This window comes from Kineococcus siccus, from assembly GCF_009906795.1.
In the GTDB taxonomy this organism is placed as follows: domain Bacteria; phylum Actinomycetota; class Actinomycetes; order Actinomycetales; family Kineococcaceae; genus Kineococcus; species Kineococcus siccus.
The window spans coordinates 1-17344 of the sequence record NZ_JAAALN010000077.1 but is presented as its reverse complement, the minus strand read 5'-3'; the positions used below and the strand labels follow the sequence as shown (position 1 = coordinate 17344).

18 protein-coding genes are annotated in these 17344 nt (G+C 71.5%); 11 read left to right on the top strand and 7 right to left on the bottom strand.

Annotation, left to right across the window (positions count from 1 at the left end; all coding sequences use genetic code 11):
- Positions 1-711, top strand: a 711-nt coding sequence (locus tag GTR02_RS10610) for a tyrosine-type recombinase/integrase (RefSeq protein ID WP_166607459.1), incomplete at its 5' end; no start/stop codon positions are given.
- A 37-nt stretch (positions 712-748) separates the two neighbouring features.
- On the opposite strand, the gene GTR02_RS10605 is transcribed toward GTR02_RS10610, so the two are convergent.
- Entirely contained in the window at positions 749-1180 is a 432-nt protein-coding gene (locus GTR02_RS10605) for a MarR family transcriptional regulator (protein WP_205709021.1), read from the bottom strand.
- Between the two features lie 51 nt (positions 1181-1231).
- Between GTR02_RS10605 and GTR02_RS10600 the strand changes: the two genes are divergently transcribed.
- A complete protein-coding gene (locus GTR02_RS10600) occupies positions 1232-1849 on the top strand; it encodes a TIGR03086 family metal-binding protein (protein ID WP_166607458.1) in 618 nt (205 codons plus the stop codon).
- Between the two features lie 144 nt (positions 1850-1993).
- Here the strand turns inward: GTR02_RS10600 and GTR02_RS10595 are convergent, their stop codons facing one another.
- Positions 1994-3310 carry an MFS transporter gene (locus GTR02_RS10595; protein WP_166607457.1) on the bottom strand — a complete coding sequence of 439 codons (1317 nt, stop codon included), beginning with the start codon at positions 3308-3310 and terminating at the stop codon, positions 1994-1996.
- Between GTR02_RS10595 and GTR02_RS10590 the strand changes: the two genes are divergently transcribed.
- The 3 genes from GTR02_RS10590 (at position 3294) to GTR02_RS10580 (ending at position 6021) form a co-directional block, all read left to right on the top strand.
- Entirely contained in the window at positions 3294-4007 is a 714-nt protein-coding gene (locus GTR02_RS10590) for a helix-turn-helix domain-containing protein (protein WP_166607456.1), read from the top strand. The two genes, GTR02_RS10595 and GTR02_RS10590, sit on opposite strands and share 17 nt — an antisense overlap.
- A gap of 187 nt (positions 4008-4194) precedes the next feature.
- Complete coding sequence (locus GTR02_RS10585) at positions 4195-4851, top strand: CG0192-related protein (RefSeq protein WP_166607455.1); 657 nt, start codon at positions 4195-4197, stop codon at positions 4849-4851.
- Between the two features lie 309 nt (positions 4852-5160).
- Positions 5161-6021 (top strand): haloalkane dehalogenase, encoded by an 861-nt coding sequence (locus tag GTR02_RS10580; RefSeq protein WP_166607454.1) that lies wholly within the window; start codon positions 5161-5163, stop codon positions 6019-6021.
- A gap of 75 nt (positions 6022-6096) precedes the next feature.
- Here GTR02_RS10580 and GTR02_RS10575 read toward each other — a convergent pair whose 3' ends face one another.
- The 3 genes from GTR02_RS10575 to GTR02_RS24385 form a co-directional block, all read right to left on the bottom strand.
- Positions 6097-6822 (bottom strand): AAC(3) family N-acetyltransferase, encoded by a 726-nt coding sequence (locus tag GTR02_RS10575; protein WP_166607461.1) that lies wholly within the window; start codon positions 6820-6822, stop codon positions 6097-6099.
- Between the two features lie 116 nt (positions 6823-6938).
- Positions 6939-7751, bottom strand: a complete 813-nt coding sequence (locus tag GTR02_RS10570; RefSeq protein WP_166607453.1) for an alpha/beta fold hydrolase — start codon at positions 7749-7751, stop codon at positions 6939-6941.
- Positions 7752-7829: 78 nt separating this feature from the next.
- Positions 7830-8276 carry an arginase family protein gene (locus GTR02_RS24385; protein WP_166607452.1) on the bottom strand — a complete coding sequence of 149 codons (447 nt, stop codon included), beginning with the start codon at positions 8274-8276 and terminating at the stop codon, positions 7830-7832.
- Positions 8277-8321: 45 nt separating this feature from the next.
- Here GTR02_RS24385 and GTR02_RS10560 point away from each other — a divergent pair, with 45 nt between their 5' ends.
- A complete protein-coding gene (locus GTR02_RS10560) occupies positions 8322-8798 on the top strand; it encodes a GNAT family N-acetyltransferase (protein ID WP_166607451.1) in 477 nt (158 codons plus the stop codon).
- A gap of 52 nt (positions 8799-8850) precedes the next feature.
- Here GTR02_RS10560 and GTR02_RS10555 read toward each other — a convergent pair whose 3' ends face one another.
- Positions 8851-9798 carry a helix-turn-helix domain-containing protein gene (locus GTR02_RS10555; RefSeq protein ID WP_166607450.1) on the bottom strand — a complete coding sequence of 316 codons (948 nt, stop codon included), beginning with the start codon at positions 9796-9798 and terminating at the stop codon, positions 8851-8853.
- A gap of 99 nt (positions 9799-9897) precedes the next feature.
- Here GTR02_RS10555 and GTR02_RS10550 point away from each other — a divergent pair, with 99 nt between their 5' ends.
- Positions 9898-11043, top strand: coding sequence for a saccharopine dehydrogenase family protein (locus GTR02_RS10550; RefSeq protein WP_338073729.1), 1146 nt, complete (start codon positions 9898-9900; stop codon positions 11041-11043).
- Between the two features lie 337 nt (positions 11044-11380).
- On the opposite strand, the gene GTR02_RS10545 is transcribed toward GTR02_RS10550, so the two are convergent.
- Positions 11381-12142 carry a TSUP family transporter gene (locus tag GTR02_RS10545; protein WP_166607449.1) on the bottom strand — a complete coding sequence of 254 codons (762 nt, stop codon included), beginning with the start codon at positions 12140-12142 and terminating at the stop codon, positions 11381-11383.
- Between the two features lie 658 nt (positions 12143-12800).
- Here GTR02_RS10545 and GTR02_RS10540 point away from each other — a divergent pair.
- From GTR02_RS10540 to GTR02_RS10525, 4 genes are all read left to right on the top strand, one after another.
- Positions 12801-13961: an LLM class flavin-dependent oxidoreductase gene (locus GTR02_RS10540; protein WP_166607448.1), complete on the top strand. Its 1161-nt coding sequence runs from the start codon at positions 12801-12803 to the stop codon at positions 13959-13961.
- A 6-nt stretch (positions 13962-13967) separates the two neighbouring features.
- Positions 13968-14669, top strand: a complete 702-nt coding sequence (locus tag GTR02_RS10535) for a TetR/AcrR family transcriptional regulator (RefSeq protein WP_166607447.1) — start codon at positions 13968-13970, stop codon at positions 14667-14669.
- Positions 14670-14802: 133 nt separating this feature from the next.
- The gene (locus GTR02_RS10530) at positions 14803-15807 is read left to right on the top strand and encodes an amidohydrolase family protein (RefSeq protein ID WP_166607446.1); all 1005 of its coding nucleotides are present in this window, start codon (positions 14803-14805) and stop codon (positions 15805-15807) included.
- A 100-nt stretch (positions 15808-15907) separates the two neighbouring features.
- A complete protein-coding gene (locus GTR02_RS10525) occupies positions 15908-17302 on the top strand; it encodes an MFS transporter (RefSeq protein ID WP_166607445.1) in 1395 nt (464 codons plus the stop codon).
- Positions 17303-17344 lie beyond the last annotated feature (42 nt).

Sequence of the window (17344 nt, the reverse complement as noted above, 5' to 3'; positions counted from 1 at the left end):
TGGATGCAGGAGACCCAGCACTTCGCCGCCTCCACCGTGTCCAGGCGCATGTCAGTGGTCACGGGCTTCTACCGCACCTGCGTCATCGACGAGGTCCTCGAGCACTCACCCGCCGACTACGTCCGCCGCCCCAACGTCCCACCCGAGTCCCCCACCCTGGGCTTGTCCCACTTGCAGCTGGAGGCACTGCTGTCCACCTCGCGGGACTCGACCAACCCGTGCGACTTCGCGCTCATCTGCCTGCTCGGGCTGCTGGCTCTGCGGATCTTCGAGGCCTGCGGGCTGGACATCGCCGACCTGGGCGAGGAGCACGGCCACTGCGTCCTACGCGTGCTCGGCAAAGGCCACAAGATCGTCTTGGTCCCCCTGCCACCAGCGGTGGGACAGGCCGTGGACCGCAGCATCGGCGCACGCGCCACCGGGGCGCTGATGTTGAACACCCGCGGCGGGCGACTCGACCGGCACTCCGCGACCCGCCGGCTGCGCCACCTCGCCGACGACGCCCGCATCCGGCTGCCGCGGATGCACCCGCACATGCTCAGGCACACCTACGTGACCACCATGCTCGACGCCGGCGTCGACCTCAGGGACGTGCAGATCGCCGCCCGCCACGCCGACCCCCGCACCACCATGCGCTACGACCGAGCGAGGACCACGCTGGACCGCCACCCCAACTACATCCTCGCCGCCTACATGGCCTCCGGCACCTGAACGACCTCACTCATCTGCCGAAGAGCGAGCGTCATGGTCAGCTCGTGCCGTGCGTGAAGACGACCGCTTGATCCAGGGCTCGTAGAAGGTCAGCTCTCCGCTGACGGCCCAGCGGAGCGAGCAGCTCCTGCTCCATGACGCGCACGTCCGCACGACACTCGGCCAGCACGGACCGCCCCACGTCGGTGAGGGCAACGACGCGGTTGCGGCGGTCGTGCCGGGCGGGCTGCCGGTCCACCAGCCCTCGCTCCTGCAGTCGGTCGAGAGTGGCGATCAGCCGCGTCTTGTCCCTGCCGACCTCAAGCGCCAACTGATTCTGGGTCGGCGCTGCGCCGTTCTCCAGCCCCGACAAGACGACGTAGTCCCACATCTGCAACCCGCGCACCGCCAGCAAGGCCTTCTCCCGCTCCACGACCACCGCCAGGAGACGGTGCAGCAGCACACCCAGGTCAGCGCGGTCTGTGCTCACACCCACACCGTAGCTCTGGACAGATCATCTACCTGGGTAGACGATCTCCTCATGAACATGGCCACCGTGCAGCTGACTCACCGCTACGAACGTGCCCTGACCGCCGCTCGAGGGGTGCTCGTCGGCGTAGACGACGCCGACCTGCACCGTTCGACGCCGTGCACGGAGTGGGATCTGGCCGACCTGCTCGGGCACATGCTGGGCCAGAACCACGGCTTCGCCACCGCCCTGCGCAGGGGTGACGCCCCGCGCAGCGCCTACGCTGGCCGTCCCGTGATGGGGACGGCAACCCTGCTGCGTGAGTGGGACGCCTCGGCTCGCCAGCTCACCAGTGCCTGCTCCAGCCCCGCCCCGCGCCCGGGCGTCCACCTGGCCGAGGTCGCCGCCCACACTCTGCTGCCCATGAAGGCCGTCGTCGCCATCCACCTGTTGGACACGGTGGTGCACACCTGGGACATCGCCACCAGCCTCGGTCAGGACCACCGACCCGACGACGACATCCTCGAGTCGGTCGCCGCCACGGCGTTGCGCGTACCCACAGGGCCTCCGCGCTCCACTCTTGGCGCCGCTTTCGCGCCCCCGGTGCCGGCCACCGAGACCGATCTCTGGGACACCGTCCTCATGCACCTCGGCCGCCACACGAGCCGTGACTCATCGAGGCTGACGTAGGAAGTCCTGAACCTTCCCGACTTACGGTCATCCCGCGATACGCGTGACATCGCGGTCATGCCACCGATCCGCACCTGAGACCTCCACCCAGAGGCCAAGGGAGGGCGCGGCAGCAGTTGACAGCCCTCTACGAGAACCAAGTTCTCAGTCAGGAGTGTCACCCATCTCGACGATCGGCCTTCCAGTGACCGCTCGCCGGAGCCGGGCTGCGGCAGCCAGCCCCATCGCACCGACCACGACGTAGGCGACAGCGTCGACCATGATGACCATGCTGCCCACCTGCTCAGCCAGCACACCCGCGGCCCCGATCGCCACGATCTGCACCAGCGAGGACAGCCCCCAACAGAGCGCGAACACCCTCCCTCGAGCCGCGGGAGCAGCATGACGCTGCAACAGCAGACCCTGCGCCGCAGCCACCACCGCGAACGGCGCACCGGCGACCGCAGTCAGCACCACCGCCGGCCACAAGACCGGCATCAACAGCGGGTAACCGAAGATGAGGGCCAGCAGAACCCCGGCGCTCAACGCGGCCAAGGCCAGCAGGCGCATCGGATCGGATCGGCTGAGTGCACGGGTGCACCACCACGCACCGACGATCCCGCCGACGGCCTGCGCCGACAGGATCCACCCGACGGCATCGGCCCCGGCCGCGAGCAGGTCTGTGGCGAAAGGAGCCAGCAACGCCGAAACGAACCCCTCCCCGACCGCCATGACCACCATCAACGGGAGCAGGGACCGCAGCACCGGCTCACTCCAAGCGAGCACCGCGCCCTCACGCCACTGCCTCAGCAGGCCCGGCCCGTTGAGCGTCCTGCTTTGGGAGCGGCCCGAAGTCACGGCGGCGACCGTCACGGCTGCACCGAGGTGACACAGCACCACCAGCGTGGCCGCGGCGGGTAGACCCCCGGCAGCGAACAAAGTTCCCCCGAGGGCAGGCCCGACCAGTCGCCCCAGGGTGTTGTTCAACGTGTTCAGGGCCGCGACCTCCTCCAGCCGCTCAACTGGGGCGAGATCGGGCAGGAGCGCGTTCTCGGCCGGCCCGACCAGCTGGCCCACGCAGCTGCGCACGAAGGTGAGCACCGCCAGCCAGCCCCACGCGCTGGCGTCGATGAGGAGGTAGCCCACGGTCAGGACGGCCAGTAGAGCGTTGGCGCCAACCAGCACCCTTCGCCGGTCCCAACGGTCGGCGAGCACGCCCGCCAACTGCCCGACCAGGACCGGTGGCACCGCCCCGCCCAGCACCGTGATCGCCGTCGCCACCGGCGAGGACGTGCCCTGGTAGACCACAATGGGCAGGACTACGAACAGCGCATAGTTGCCGACCCACGCCACGAGCCCTGCCGTCCAGGCCAGCGCGAGGTCGCGTTCGCGCAGCAAGCTCGAGGGACGCAGTGCTGAAAGTGGCGCAGATGTCCCGGCGGGTTCAGAGGTCCCGGACGTCCCGGTGCTCGAAGACTTCACGCCGGCGACGGTGGTGCCTAGCCTAGGTGAAATGGCAGGGGCACATTCACCTTGGAACGACTTCGACGTCACGGGCCTGCACGAGGTCACCGACCCGGCGAAGGTCGCTATCCTCACCGACCCGCGGCGGGTGCGGTTCCTACGCCCGTTCCTGGCCCGGTCGGCCACGGTCAGCCAGGTCGCCGTCGAGCTGGACGTCACGCCGAACGCGCTGCTCTACCGGGTCCGTCGGATGCTCCAAGTCGGCCTGCTGCAGGTGGTGGAGGAACGCGCGCGAGCCGGGCGGGCGGTGAGGGTCTACCGCTCCAGCCACGACGGCTACCGCATCCCCATGGCTGCCATGGGCTTCGATGACCTGCGACACCGGGTGGACACCTATGGACGAGTCATCATCGACGACCTGGCCCGTGCCTACACCGCCGCGCTGGCGCAAGCTCCCCGCCACGATCGGATCCTGGCGCGCAACCGCGCCGGGGAAGTGTGGGGCAGTGACCTGGTGCCGACCCGCACCCGCAGCGGACACCCCGTGCTCTTCGCCGACGCGGTGGTCTGGCTGAACCGCGGCCAAGCCGAGGCGGTCCAGCGCAAGTTCGAGGAAGCGATCACCGAGGCACTCCAGCGCCCAGACCTTCAGTCCTCCAGCGGTCCTCGCACACCGTTCCTCGCCATGGGCGTGTTGCTACCGATGCCGGACTGAGGCTGCCTCCATCAGTCGTTGGCCCGCAGCTCACCCTCGGTGCCCATCAGCGACCGGGATGTCCAGCTCCGCGATGACGTCACGCTCATCCCGTGTTGTGCGTGGTCGCCAGGAGCCGGCGACGACGTCGCTGACGAGGGTGTCGCTTCTGCCGCCTGACCCGGCGCCCTCCTGGCAGGATCGGGCGATGGCCGTTCACCACCCCGCGACGATCGTGCCGACCAAGCTGGAGCTGCTGCAGGCGTGGGTGCCGCACCAGCCTTGGGTCGGGCGCGCTGACGCCTCAGTGCTGACGCGGCTGGGGTCCTACCGCTTCGATGACCCCGACGGTGAGGTCGGCGTGGAGACGCACCTGCTCGGCACCGTCGACGGTCAGGTCCTGCAGGTGCCGTTGACCTACCGCGGGGCCCCCAGGCGGGGGGCCGACGACTCGTTGATCACCACGATGACGCATACCACGCTCGGCGACCGGTGGATCTACGACGGGTGCCAGGATCCTGTCTACGTGTCCACCCTCGTGACGGCGATCCTCACCGGAGGCCGGGAAGCGGACCTCTACGCCGCCACCGATGCGGGACTGGTGCTGGAGGCAGCGACCACCCACGTCCGCGGTAGCGGAACCTGGTCAGCGGTGAACGTCGCGGACGCGTCCGCGATCGTGGTCGTGCACCACGAGAGCACGACGGAGATCACGGCAGGAAGGGCCGAGGCGGCCGTGACGCTCACGATCTCGCGAGTGATGAGTTCGGTCGACACGGCGCGGGACGAACGCCCATCCCTGACGGGGACATGGCCAGGTCAAGAGACGCCCGTCGTCCTAGCGACGGTGGATCGTGCGTCGTGATCGCTCCGCCGGTGTCGTGGACGCTCTGCGTGTGCTTCCGCGGCACTCGGTGCCCTTGTGTCCGCGCCTGGCGGTTTGACCGCCTCGGTGCGCACCTGGAGGGCGTGCGCCGGGCTGACGCCCCGGCCAGCGACGGCAGCGTTCGTGACACCGCCTACTACTCGATCACCCGCGACGAGTGGCCGACGGTCAGCGCCCACCTGCGACGGCGCCTCGGCGCTGCTGACACGAGCGCAACCTGACCGCCCCGTCTCGAGCCCGGACGGTGGCTAGCTCGACGGGCTCCCGTCGCAGGCGGAGGATGCGCGGGTGCAGCTGCGCCGTGTCGACGTCCTGGGGTACCGGACGGGTTACCGCGAGTGCGGGTCCGGTCCAGCGGTCGTGTTCCTGCACGGCAATCCGACGTCCTCCCTGCTCTGGACCAACGTGTTGGCGGTGCTCGGCGAGGACCACCGGTGCGTCGCGCTCGACCTCATCGGCATGGGTGGGTCGGACCAGCTGCCCGGCACCGGTGACGACCGGTACCGCTTCGCCGAGCAGCGGCGGTTCCTCGACGCGGCGCTGACCGCCCTCGATCTCGACGGGCCCTGCGTGTTCGTGGGCCACGACTGGGGTGGGGTCCTGGCCGTGGACCGTGCGCGCCGCCGCCCGGACACCGCACGGGGTGTCGCCTACCTCGAAGCGGGTGTCGTGCCCGTCTCGTGGCACGACGGCACCGGCCCGGACCGGGAGTTGTTCGGCGCCCTGCGTTCCCCGGCGGGTGAGCAGCTGGTGCTGCAGGACAACATCTTCATCGACGTCGTGCTGCAGGCGGGGACGCAACGCACCCTGACGGCCGCGGAACTGGACGCCTACCGGGCCCCCTTCACCGAACCGGGCGAGGGGCGCCGGGCGATGCTCACCTGGGCGCGGGAGATCCCCATCGACGGGGAACCCGCCGACGTGCACGAGGCCGTCGCCGCCGGTGCGGCGTGGATGTCCACCAGCACCGTGCCGAAACTCCTGGTGCGCGGAGATCCCGGCGCCGTGATCACCGGACGCGTGCTGGAGCAGTGCCGACGCTGGCCGCACCAGACCGAGGTCACCGTCGCCGGGACGCACTTCCTCCCGCACGACTCCTCGCCCCAGATCGCGGCCGCGTTGCGGACCTGGCTCGCCGGCCTGACGTAGCACCGTCCGCCCTTCCCGCTGCAGCCTGGACGCTACCAGCCGGGGCGTGAGCTCCGGACCGGGTGTCTCGTCGGGTCAGCCCTTCGCACGGTCGGCGTCGAGCAGTTCGCTGAGGCGGGTGGTGGCGTAGGCCACGAAGGAGCGCGCGGGCAGCAGGACCACCCGGGCCGCGCCCAAGGTGGTGGCCGTGATGCCGGCCGCCCGCTCGTACTCGGCGCCGACGACCGGGAAGTGCACCCCGCCGTCGTCACCGACGTCGAGGGTCTCCCACCACACCCGCTCCCCGTCCAGGAGCATCGGGAAGCGCCGCAGCTTCAGCCGTGGCCGGGCGGTCAGGGACTCCGCGTGGTGCAGGAAGCTGTTGCGGTCGTGGCCAACGCCGATGAGCAGGATGTGCGCGTCGAGGTCGAGGAGGCGGGCGAAGGGCGAGCCGGGGCCGATCGCGAAGCGCCACGGCTGGTCCGCGACGACCTCCGCTGCCCGGGCACCGACAGCGGCGACCGAGGCCTGCGGGTGCCGGCTGCGGACCGCCCCCGGCCGGCAGCGCACCGCTTCCGCGATCGCGCCCACCGGTGAGGGCAGGTCGGCCGTGAAGACCGGCACGGCCGCACGCCGCGCCCGCACCTGCTCGTCCGCCACACCGGCAGCGGAAGGGTCAGGATCAGCGACCTGCGGGGTGAACGCCGGAACCACCACGGTGCCTTGCTCTCCGACGGCATGCACGAGGCTGTCGGCGACCGCGGCCGCTCCGCCGGTGACCCGCCCCAAGCTCGACAGCGACGAGTGCACGATGACGTGCATCCCCGGCCGGACCCCGGCGCGACGCCAACTCTCGAGCAGCACCGGCCCGTTCAACGGTCGACCCGGGCTCGGCCGCGACACCGTGCTGCTCGCCGGTGACCGATCTCCTTCCCCGCTCACGCTGCAGCGAGGAAGTCGTTGACGGCCTCGGCGAACGCCTCGGGTGCGGTGTGGGTGGCGAAGTGGGTCTGGCCCGTCAGCACGGCCCGTCTCACCCGGGGTAGCCGCTCGGCCAAGGCGTCCATCGTCGCCGGCATCGGCGCCCAGGTGTCGCTGCCCTGCAGCAACAGGGTCGGCGCGGTGACCGCCGCCCACCGGTCCAGGTCGCCGCTGTCGGCGGTCATCGCCTCGAGGTCGTGCAGGCAACCGACGGCCGCCGCGCGGTCGCCCTCGTCGGCGTCACCGGGAGCCGTCACGTCGGCGTCGTCAGCGCCCATCAGCGCGTCCAGCAGTGGCCGTGGGACCTGAGCCACCTCGGCCGCGAACAGGCGGGCGGCGGCGCCGAGCGAGCTGCGTTCGAGGTGGGTGCGGTAGCGGGCGAGGACGCCCTCCAGGTCCGGGCCGGCCGCGAACAACGGCGGCTCGAACAGGACCAGCGACCGGAGCGCGGTCCGGTGGGCGTCGTCGTCGCGGGCGCAGTGCAGAGCGACGATCGCGCCGTAGGAGGCGCCCAGCACGTCGACCGGCTCCCCGACGGCCTCGATCACCGCGCGCAGGTCCGCCACGTCGTCGGCGAACACCTTCGGGTGTGCGCAACCACCGCTGGGCGCGTACCCCCGGCGCGCGTACCCCCACCATCGCCTGTTCCTCACCAAGGGGGTGATCGGGTCGAAGGAGTCCAGCCCACCGGAGGACCCGTGCACCAGCACCAGCGGGGCCCCCGACCCTGACCGCCGCACCGCCAGCCTCGTGCCGTCCCGCGAGCTCACCCACTCATCCACCCCGGCAGCCTGCCACCACGGCCCGGCACGCTCACCTCGTCCCGGCACGAGTGGGCCGGGGCGCCTTCACCGGTTCCGCAGGGCAGCCCCGATCTCCGCGAGGACGTCGAGCGCGGCAGCGGCGACCCGACCGTCGACGTCCAGGTCCGGATCCCAGGAGGCGAGCGTCGCGGAGGCGAGGGGCAGGCGCGTTGCGGCGGTGCGGACGACGGCGAGGAGCTCGCTCGAGAGCAAGCCGCCGGGCGCGGCGTAGCCGTTGGCGCGGCCGACCGAGACGTCCAGCACGTCGAGGTCGACGGCGATCCCCGTGACCTCGACCCGCGCGAGACCGTCCGCCAGGCGGTCCGCCGCACCGGCGGAGAGCAGCGCCGGTGGGCCGGCTCCGTGACGAGTCAGCCGGTGACCGCAGTCGTAGGAACCGAGGTGACCTCGATGTCCACCACGCCGCCACCTTCGCCGCTGCGCTCGCCTCCCGGCAAGCAGCGACTGCCGCACCGCGCCCGGGACATCCACGCGCCCGTGAGGGGCACGACCTCGGTCCCGTGGTCTGCTGAGCAGATGGACCGCGACGAGCCAGGCACGCGGCGCGAGGAGTTCAGCGAGGGGGAGATCAGGCGAGCGAGGGCCGCCGACGAGGAGGCGGTGTGGCCACTGGCCCGCGACCTCGCCACGACCGCCGTGCTGGACCGCGCCACCTTCGCCCGCTCCTTACAGCGCCTCCTGCACCAGCGGGACGCGGCCCTGATCGTCGCGACCACCGGCACCGAGGTCATCGGCTACGTCCACGTCCTGGCCCATCCCGCGTTCCACGCCAACGGTGATGTGGCCTGGGTCGAGGAGGTGATGGTCGCCCCGGCCCATCGGGGCGCCGGGTGGGGGGCTCACCTGATGGCCGCGGCGGAGGAATGGGCGGTGGCGGTGGCCGGCGCGGCGTACCTCTGCCTCGCCACGCGGCGAGCAGCACCCTTCTACCTGGCGCTGGGGTACGAGGAGTCAGCCGCCTACTTCAAGAAGACTCTTAACCCCAGCGGGTGAGTCCCCGCTCAAGCCGAGCGGCCGCACCCCCGTCCTTCGCCGTGATCGGCACTTACCTGGGGGCCGGGTCGCGGAAGGTGCGCCGGTAGGTGCTCGGCGGTACGCCCACGACGCGGGTGAAGTGCCGCCGCAGGGTGGTGGCCGTGCCGGTTCCGGTGGCGGTGGCGACCGCCTCGATGCTCAGGTCGGTGGTCTCCAGCAGTTCCTGCGCCCTGCGAACTCGTTGCGTCAGCAGCCACTGCAGCGGTGCTTGTCCCGTGGTGGCGTTGAACCGGCGCGCGAGGTGCCGCGGGCTGGTGCCGGCTCGCCGGGCGAGGTCGGTCACGCTCAGCGGTTGGTCGAGTCGTTGCCGGGCCCAGTCGAGCAGGCCGACGAGGTCGTGCTCGCCCCCGGTCGGGACGGGGGTGGTGACGTACTGCGCCTGCCCCCCGGGGCGGTGCGGTGGCACGACGAGACGCCGGGCGACGATGTTGGCGACCGCGGCGCCGTGGTCGAGGTGGATCAGGTGCAGGGAGAGGTCGACGGCGGCCGCCTTGCCCGCCGACGTCAGGACGCTGCCGGCGTCGGTGTACAGGACGTCGGGGTCGACGACGGCGTCCGGGTGCCGTGCCTGCAGGGTCGCGGTATGCGCCCAGTGGGTCGTGGCCCGACGCCCGTGCAGCAGCCCCGCCGCGCCGAGGACGAAGGCGCCCGTGCACAGGGCGGCCACGCGGGCGCCGGCCTGGTGCGCCGCGCGCACCGCCTCGACGAGATCGCCCGGCGGCGCCTGGTCGACGTCGCGCACCGCGGGTACGAGCACGGTGTCCGCCATGGCCAGCGCGTCCAGTCCGTGCGTGGGTTCGAGCGTGAAGGGACCGGCCCGAACCGGCGCCGGCCCGCACAGGTGGACGTCGTACCACCCGTCCGCGTGGTCGGGGGGTGCGCTGGCGAAGACCTCCCAGGCGATGGCGAGCTCGAGGTGCAGCACGTCACCGGCGGCGGCCACGGCGATGCTCGGCATGTCCGGAACTGTACGAGTCTCGTCGTTGCGGACGCTTCCCCGCCGGGGCTGCTCACACGAGGCTCACCAGGTCGAGGTCTCGAGCGGAGGGTGGAGAGCGTGCCGGACACGGGCGCAGTGGTGGTGCACGGCGCGACCGGGCACACCGGCCGGTTCGTCGTCGCGGAACTCGTGCGCCGGGGAGTCGCGACCGTCGTCGCCGGCCGAGACGGTGACCGGCTGGCCGCCGTCGCGGCACGGTACGGGTCGTTGGAGGTCCGGACCGCCACGGTCGGGGACGCGACCTCGCTGGACCGGCTCGTGGAAGGGGCCGCCGCGGTCGTGAACTGTGCGGGGCCGTTCGCCGACACCGCTCGGCCGCTGATCGAGGCGTCGCTGCGAGCGGGGGCGGCCTACGTCGACGTCGCCGCGGAGATCGAGGCGGTCGCGTCGGTGTTCACCGATCACGGCCGCGACGCGCGTGCGGCGGGCGTCCTCGTCGTCCCGGCGATGGCGTTCTTCGGTGGTCTCGGGGACCTGCTCGTCACCGCGGCCGCGGCGGACTGGACCACGGCCGAGGAGGTCCGTGTCGTGTACGGCCTCAGCGGTTGGCGTCCTACCCCCGGCACGCGACGGGCGGGTCAGATCTCCCAGCAACGTCGCGCCGGCCGGCGTCTGCGGTTCACCGGCGGCGTCCTGCGCCCGCACGACGACGCACCACAGCAGCAGACGTGGACCTTCCCACCCCCGAACGGGCCCCAAGAGGTGTTCGCGGAGTTCACGATGACCGATGTCGTGACCATTCCCAGCCACCTCGACGTGCCCGAGGTCTCGACGAGCATGACCGTGGGCGCGGCGCGGGAACTGGCCGACCCGCGAACCCCGGGCCCGGAGCCCGTCGACGACAGCGGACGGTCCGGGCAGACGTTCGTCGTCGACGTCGTCGTCCGGACCGGTTCGAGCACCAGGCGCGCCACCGCGACCGGGCAGGACATCTACGCCGTCACCGCCCCCCTGGTGGCCGAAGCGGTGCAACGCCTCCTCGACGGCCGGACACGGACGACCGGCGTCGCCTCCGCGGGCGCCGCCTTCGACGCGGCGGACTTCCTCGCGTCACTGGCCCGACAGGGACACCTCGACGTGTCGGCGCCCTCCACGCTCGGACGTCACGAGGACCTGCCCAGAACAGCCCGACTGGGCACCATCACCGGTTCGCCCGGGTACCGGCCAGGAGAGCCGTTGCGGCCAGCGCGCCGCAGGCGATGAGGGCGGCAGCGGTGAGGTAGGCCGCGCGAGGGCCGTCGCCGGGACCCGACCCAGCGAGGACGGCGGCGAAGGTGGTGACGCTCACGGCGCCCCCGAGGTGGGTGGCGGTCTCGAACACGCCCGAGGTGACACCGCGGTCAGCCGGGTCGGCACCGCCGATGGTGTGTTCGGTGAAGGAGACGAACGCTGCGATCTCACCATCGGCGGTGCCGATCCATCCGACCAGGCTGAGGGTTCACCCGGTGCGAAGGTCAACCGCCGCCGCGCGCGCCGGCCTCAACGGCCACCAACGGCGTGCAGCCGTCGCCGCCGACCCATCGGCGTCGCCGACCGGCGATCACGTGATGGCCGCCACGATGGCGGTGAGGGCTGCCGCGACGAGGGCGGCCAAGACGGCGCGCTCGTAGCGCACGAGGTCCATGCGGGCGAAGGCCCACCGGCCGATCACGTAGCCCACCACGATCGCCGACCACAGCAGCGGCAGCGACGCGGGCTGGAACCACGTACCCGTCAGGAGCAGAGCTGCGACGCTGAGCGGGAGCCGGAACAGCGACAGCGCGACCAGGGTGTCCCGGGTCTGCTGCGGGGTCCGGGGGCGACGCGTGAGGTAGAGCACGACCGGCGGGCCACCCAGGGTGGTGGACGTGCTGAGCACCCCGGAGGCGAGCCCGGCGGGCGCGGGACTCCACCACCGCTCGGCCCCGTCACCGTCGCGAGGTCGACGCGGGCGCCGAGGTCGGAGGCGGTGAACGACGGCGTACAGGACTGCAGCGGCCACCATCAGCTGCAGGGCGGTGCTCGGCAGCTCCCGCAGCAGCACCGCCCCGACGATCAGGCCGGGTAGTGACCACAGGCCGAGGGACACGACGTCGCGGACCCGGGGCTGAGGGCGCCGGCCACCGGCCAGGAGCACCAGCACGTCGACGAGAACTCCGGTCGCCACGATCGTGCTCACCGCCGGACCCGGCCCGAGGACAGCAGCGAGCACGGGCGCGCTGAGGATGGCGAAACCGAAGCCCGTCGCGGTCTGCAGGGCGGCGCTGACGACCAGCACGGCCGCGACGACAGCCGTCTCCGTGGAGAGGAGGTCTCCGATCACCGCAGGCGGGCCGTGGGCGGTGGTGCGTGACCGGTAGGGGAGGTAGGCACGGGGTCACTGTCTCGCGATCCGACAGCCCGGCCCGCGTGCTCGTCGTCGGCACCGACCACCGGGAAGAGCACCCCGCCGTCGTCACCGTCGTCCAGGGTCTCCGAACACGCAAGCCCCGTCCACGACCATAACGCGTGAGTGACTGGGCAGGGGCGAAACGCGACTAGGGCGATGGAGTGCGCATCGGTGGCCCACGGGGCGTCTCGTGCGAGCTGTCCCACCGCAGGTCAAGGCCACGGAGCTGAGACAGGTCGAGTGAGAACGGACACTCGCTTGCTTGCTTGCTTGCCTTTACGCGCCTCGCTGCCGCCGTCCGTCCGTCCGTCGTCGTCGTCGTGTCGTCGTCGTCGTCGCCGCAGCCGATACCGTCGTGGCCCGCCGCGCCCATCCCACCCCCTCTGCTGAGCGGCGTCGTGGGTCACCGTCAGGAGTCGGGGGGATCACCGGCCTCCCGCCCGGGGCCGCTGCTCTTTAGGGGGGCGAGCGGAATCCACAGGGCGGAAGTCTGGACTTACTGACGAGACAGTCCGTACTGTGTTCCAGGAGATGCACTTACTTCGAACCGGCGACGACGCCAGCGGTGGCGCGGACCTCAGGGGGATCCCCCATGCACCTGTCACTCTTCCTCGGACCCTTCTCGCGCACCCCCGACGACGACGCGGCCGTGGTGAACCTCTGCCTGGAGCAGGCGGTGGAGGCCGCGGCCGCGGGAATTGCCATGGTCACGTTCGGCGAGCAGCACTACAGCGGGTACGAGCCGTACACGAACCCGTTCATGATGGCCGCGCGCCTGGCCGGCGACCTCGGGGACACCTGGTTCGGCACGACGATCATCCCGCTCCCCTTCCACCAGCCACTGCGCCTGGCGGAGAGCGCGAGCGTCGCGGACCTGCTGCTGCGGGGCAGGTTCGTCATGGGCACGTCGATGGGTCGCGGCGGCCCCGTGCCCGACTACGCGAACTTCGGGCTCGAGCCCTCGCAGCGCAAGGACGCCTTCGAAAGCAAGCTGGCCGTGCTAACAGCGGCCTTCGCCCACCGCCCCAGCGACCCCCCGCTCGTCGTGGACACCCCCTACGACAAGGGGGTCCTCAACGGGCGCCTGGTGCCGACCTCCTGGCGCGCCGGCGGCCCCCAGATCGCGATCGGCTCAAACACCGGCGCGACGCTCGCGATGGCCGCCGCCCGCGGTTGGCCGATCTTCCTCGGACCGTGCCTGCCCACCGACGCCGCGGCCAAGTTCGCCGCTCACCGCGCGGCCGTGGCGGCCGCCGGGTTCGACGCCGCCCACGTCGAGCGCGTCGCGGCCCGCTCGCTGGTCACCCGCAACGTCGTCCTGGCGGAGAGCGACGACGAGGCGTGGGCGCTGGCTGAGCAGATGATGGGCCGGACGTTCTGGGTGGACCGCAATGCGGACGGGCGGTCCATGCGCGAGATGGCCGAGACGGACCTCTCCGGCCACGACCCGGCCCTGCTCGGCGGCCCGGTGCCCGGGCCGAAGAAGAACCCTTACGTGGCGAACTCCGTCTTCGCCCAGTCCTGGCTGCTGGTCGGCTCCCCCGACACCGTCGCCCGGCAGATCAAGGAGTACGAGGCGCTGGGCATCGGGCACCTCAACGTCCGCACCACCGTGGGCGCCTTCGAACCCGAGCTCATGACCCGCATGCACCGCCTGCTACTCGACGAGGTGCTGCCCAAGGTCGGCGCAGAGCGCTTCCCCGGGCTCACCCCCGAGGAGGTCCGCAGCGCCGGCGGGGACGGGACAGAATAGACGGCCATGACGACCAACCACAGCGCGCCGGCCCCCGACGTCGAAGCCCCCCTGGAGGTGCGCCGGGCACGGGCCCCCCGGGCGCGCAGCCAGCGCCAGCTCGAGGAGAACGCCCGTAACCGGGCCGAGATCGTGCACGCGGCCGTCCGCGTCTTCGCCGAGAACGGTTACGCCACCACCACCCTCGACGCCATCGCCAAACTGGTCGGCCTGACGCGACCGGGCGTCCTCTACCACTTCTCCTCCAAGGATGCGCTCTTCGAGGCCGTGATCGCCGACCAGGAGAACTGGGCCCGCCAGCGGTTCATCGGCGACGACGGCGCGAAGGCGGGTGACGCCCTGCGGACGCTGCACTCCCTGGTGCCCTTCATCGGTCGCGACGATGACTCGCGCGTGCGGCTGCAGATGGTGCAGATGCTTCAGGGGGAGGCGATGAGCGGTCACCCGGCCGCGCAGGCGTTCGCCACCCGGCGCCTGGCCAACGTGCGCCGGCAGATCCGCTCACGCCTCGAACGCGCGGTCGAGGTGGGTGAACTGCGCGACGGCCTCGACCTGGAGGCCCTGGCCACCCTGGTGTCCGCGACGATCAACGGGCTCCAGGCGCAGTGGCTGCTGGATGACCGCGTCGACACCGCAGCGGCCTTCGAGCAGCTCCTGCAGCTGGTCAGCGCACCGGCGACCCGACAGACCCGCACAGCCGATTCCTGACCCCTGGCGCTTTACACTCGACTGACTCGTCAGTAGCTTCATCATCACCAGGTGGACCTCTCTGCTCCTGCGCAGCAGGTCGAACCGCACCCCCGACGCGCCGACGTTTCGGCCCCTTCCGGAAGGCAGATCGATGAGGATCGACGTTCACGCGCACTACTGGGCGGCCAGCTACCTGGAGCTGCTGGCCGAGCTCGGGCGCACAGACCTGCCCCTGATGGCCCGCCAGCGCGACGACCTCGCGGACCGCCTGGCGACGATGGACTCCGTCGGGGTGGACTACCAGATCTTCTCAGCGATCGGGCTGAACACCGAGGTCGCGGAACCCGCGGGCGCCGCTCGCGCCGCCCGGCACATCAACGACGTCTACGTGGACGCCCACGACCGCTTCGACGGGCGCTTCCTGGGTTTCGCCTCCGTTCCCCTGCCGCACGTCGAGGAGGCCATCGCCGAGACGGAGCGGGCCTTGGCGCTGGACGCGATCCAGGGCGTGGCCCTGCCGTGCATCGTCGACGGCAAGGGAATCGACCACCCCGACTTCGAGCCGTTCTGGGAGAACCTCGCCCGGCACGGGCGGACCACGGTCTACGTGCACCCGGTCGGCTCGGACTCGATGGTCCACCCGGCGCTGGCGGACTGGAACCTGGGTATGGCCTACGGCAGCCCGCTGCAGATCAGCGTGGCCCCCATCCGGGTGTTCTTCTCCGGGTTGAGCACTCGCTACCCCGACCTGCAGTTCGTCTTCGCCCTGTGCGGGGGGAATCTGCCCTTCATGTACCACCGCCAGGAACGGGCCATGAAGCGGACCCTCGCGATGCACAGCGCCCCGGGCGTCACCCGCCCCTCGCCATACCAGGGGGTGACGATGAACCCGGACGCTCCGCTCGACGGCGTGAAGAGGTTCTGGTTCGACTGCAGCACCCAGGACATCCCCCTGGCCCTGCTGGCCGCCAAGGAGACCTACGGCGCGGACCGCCTCCTGCTCGGCAGCGACGAGACGCACGCGTCCCTCGTCGAGGCCGTCTCCTACGTGCAGGACTCGCCGTACCTCACCGACGCCGAGAAGACCGCGATCCTGGACACCAACGCCCAGAGCTTCCTGCAGCTGCCGGAACGCGCGGCGGTCGCGGCCCGCTAGTCCGTACCACCTCAGGTGGCGCCGGCTACCCCGGGCGGGCACCACTCCCACAGTTCCCCACCGCGGCGACATCGAGGTCGCCCAGGCCCTGGAGCCGTCCATGCCCATCGAACCCCGTTCCGAGATGGCCGCCGAGCACGACGACGTCGTCGCGACGAGCGACCCCGCCGCCGCCGCCGCGCCGAACCTGCTGGCCCCAGCACCAGTGGTCCCGGCCCCGACGCTCCCCGCGGGCAGGTTCGGCGTGCCGCGGAAGCTCCTGGCGGGCCTGCTGGTCGCCCAGGGCACGGTGTGGATGACGTACTTCACCCCCGTGCTGATCGCCCTGCCGGCGAGCATGGAGGAGCTGTCCCCCGACCACTACACCTGGTACCTCTCGGTCACCCTCGTCGTCGCGACCCTCGCAGGTCTGCTCGCCGGGCCCCTCATCGGGCACTTCTCCGACCACTCGCACTCCCGGTTCGGGCGCCGGCGGCCGTGGCTGCTGGGCTCGATGGCCGTCGGGCTGATCGGCACCGTCGCCATGGCCTTCGCTTCCGACGTCCCGGTCTTCGTTATCGGGGCGACGCTGTCCCAGATCGGGTTCGGCGGGGTCACGGCCGTCCAGCTCTCGCTGCTGCCCGAGTACGTCCCGATCGAGCACCGCGGCAAGGTGGGTGCCGCACTGGGCATCACGACCGCCGTCGCCACGATCGTCGGGGTGGGGCTCACCTCGGTCTTCGTCGGCTCGGGTCAGCTCCCGCTGGCGTTCCTCTCGGTGGCGGTCCTCGGGACCGTTGGGATCCTCCTCCTGGTCCTGGTCATCCCGGACAGCACAGCCGCCGCCATCGGCGCGGCGCGCATCTCCTGGACCCCGCGGGAGCTGGCCGCGGCGTTCTACATCAGCCCCCGACGGCACCCCGACTTCGCCTGGGGCTGGCTGAGCCGCTTCACGTTCTACCTCGCCTCGGCCAGCGTGGTGACCTACCAGCTCTACTACCTCATCAACCAGCTCGGCCTCTCGAAGACCGAAGCCGCCTCCTACGTGCCGCTCGGCACCGCGGCGCAAGTCCTGATGACCGTGGTCGGCGCCCTGGTCGGCGGACCGCTCTCGGACCGCATCGGCCGCCGCAAGCCCTTCGTCGCGCTGGCCGCGGCGATCTGCCTGCTGGGCCTCGTCGTGCTGGCCCTCGCCCCCAGCATCCCGCTGTACCTGGCCGGCCTCCTCTTCATCGGCCTGGCCACCGGCGTCTACAACTCGGTGGACATCGCCCTGATGACCGCGGTGCTGCCGGACGACATCAAGGGGGCCGGCAAGGACCTCGGTGTGATGAACATCGCCAATACCCTGCCCAACACCCTCGCTCCCGCCTTCGCCCCGGTGCTGCTGTCCATCACGCTCTTCTCGCTGGTCAGCGAGAACCCCGGGCAGAACTACACGATGCTGTTCCTGGGCAGCGCTCTCTTCGCGTTCGTCAGCGTCGTGAGCGTCCTGAAGATCCGCAGCGTGCGGTGAACGCCTTCTCCCCCGCCCCTCCCGAAAGGCAATGCCATGACC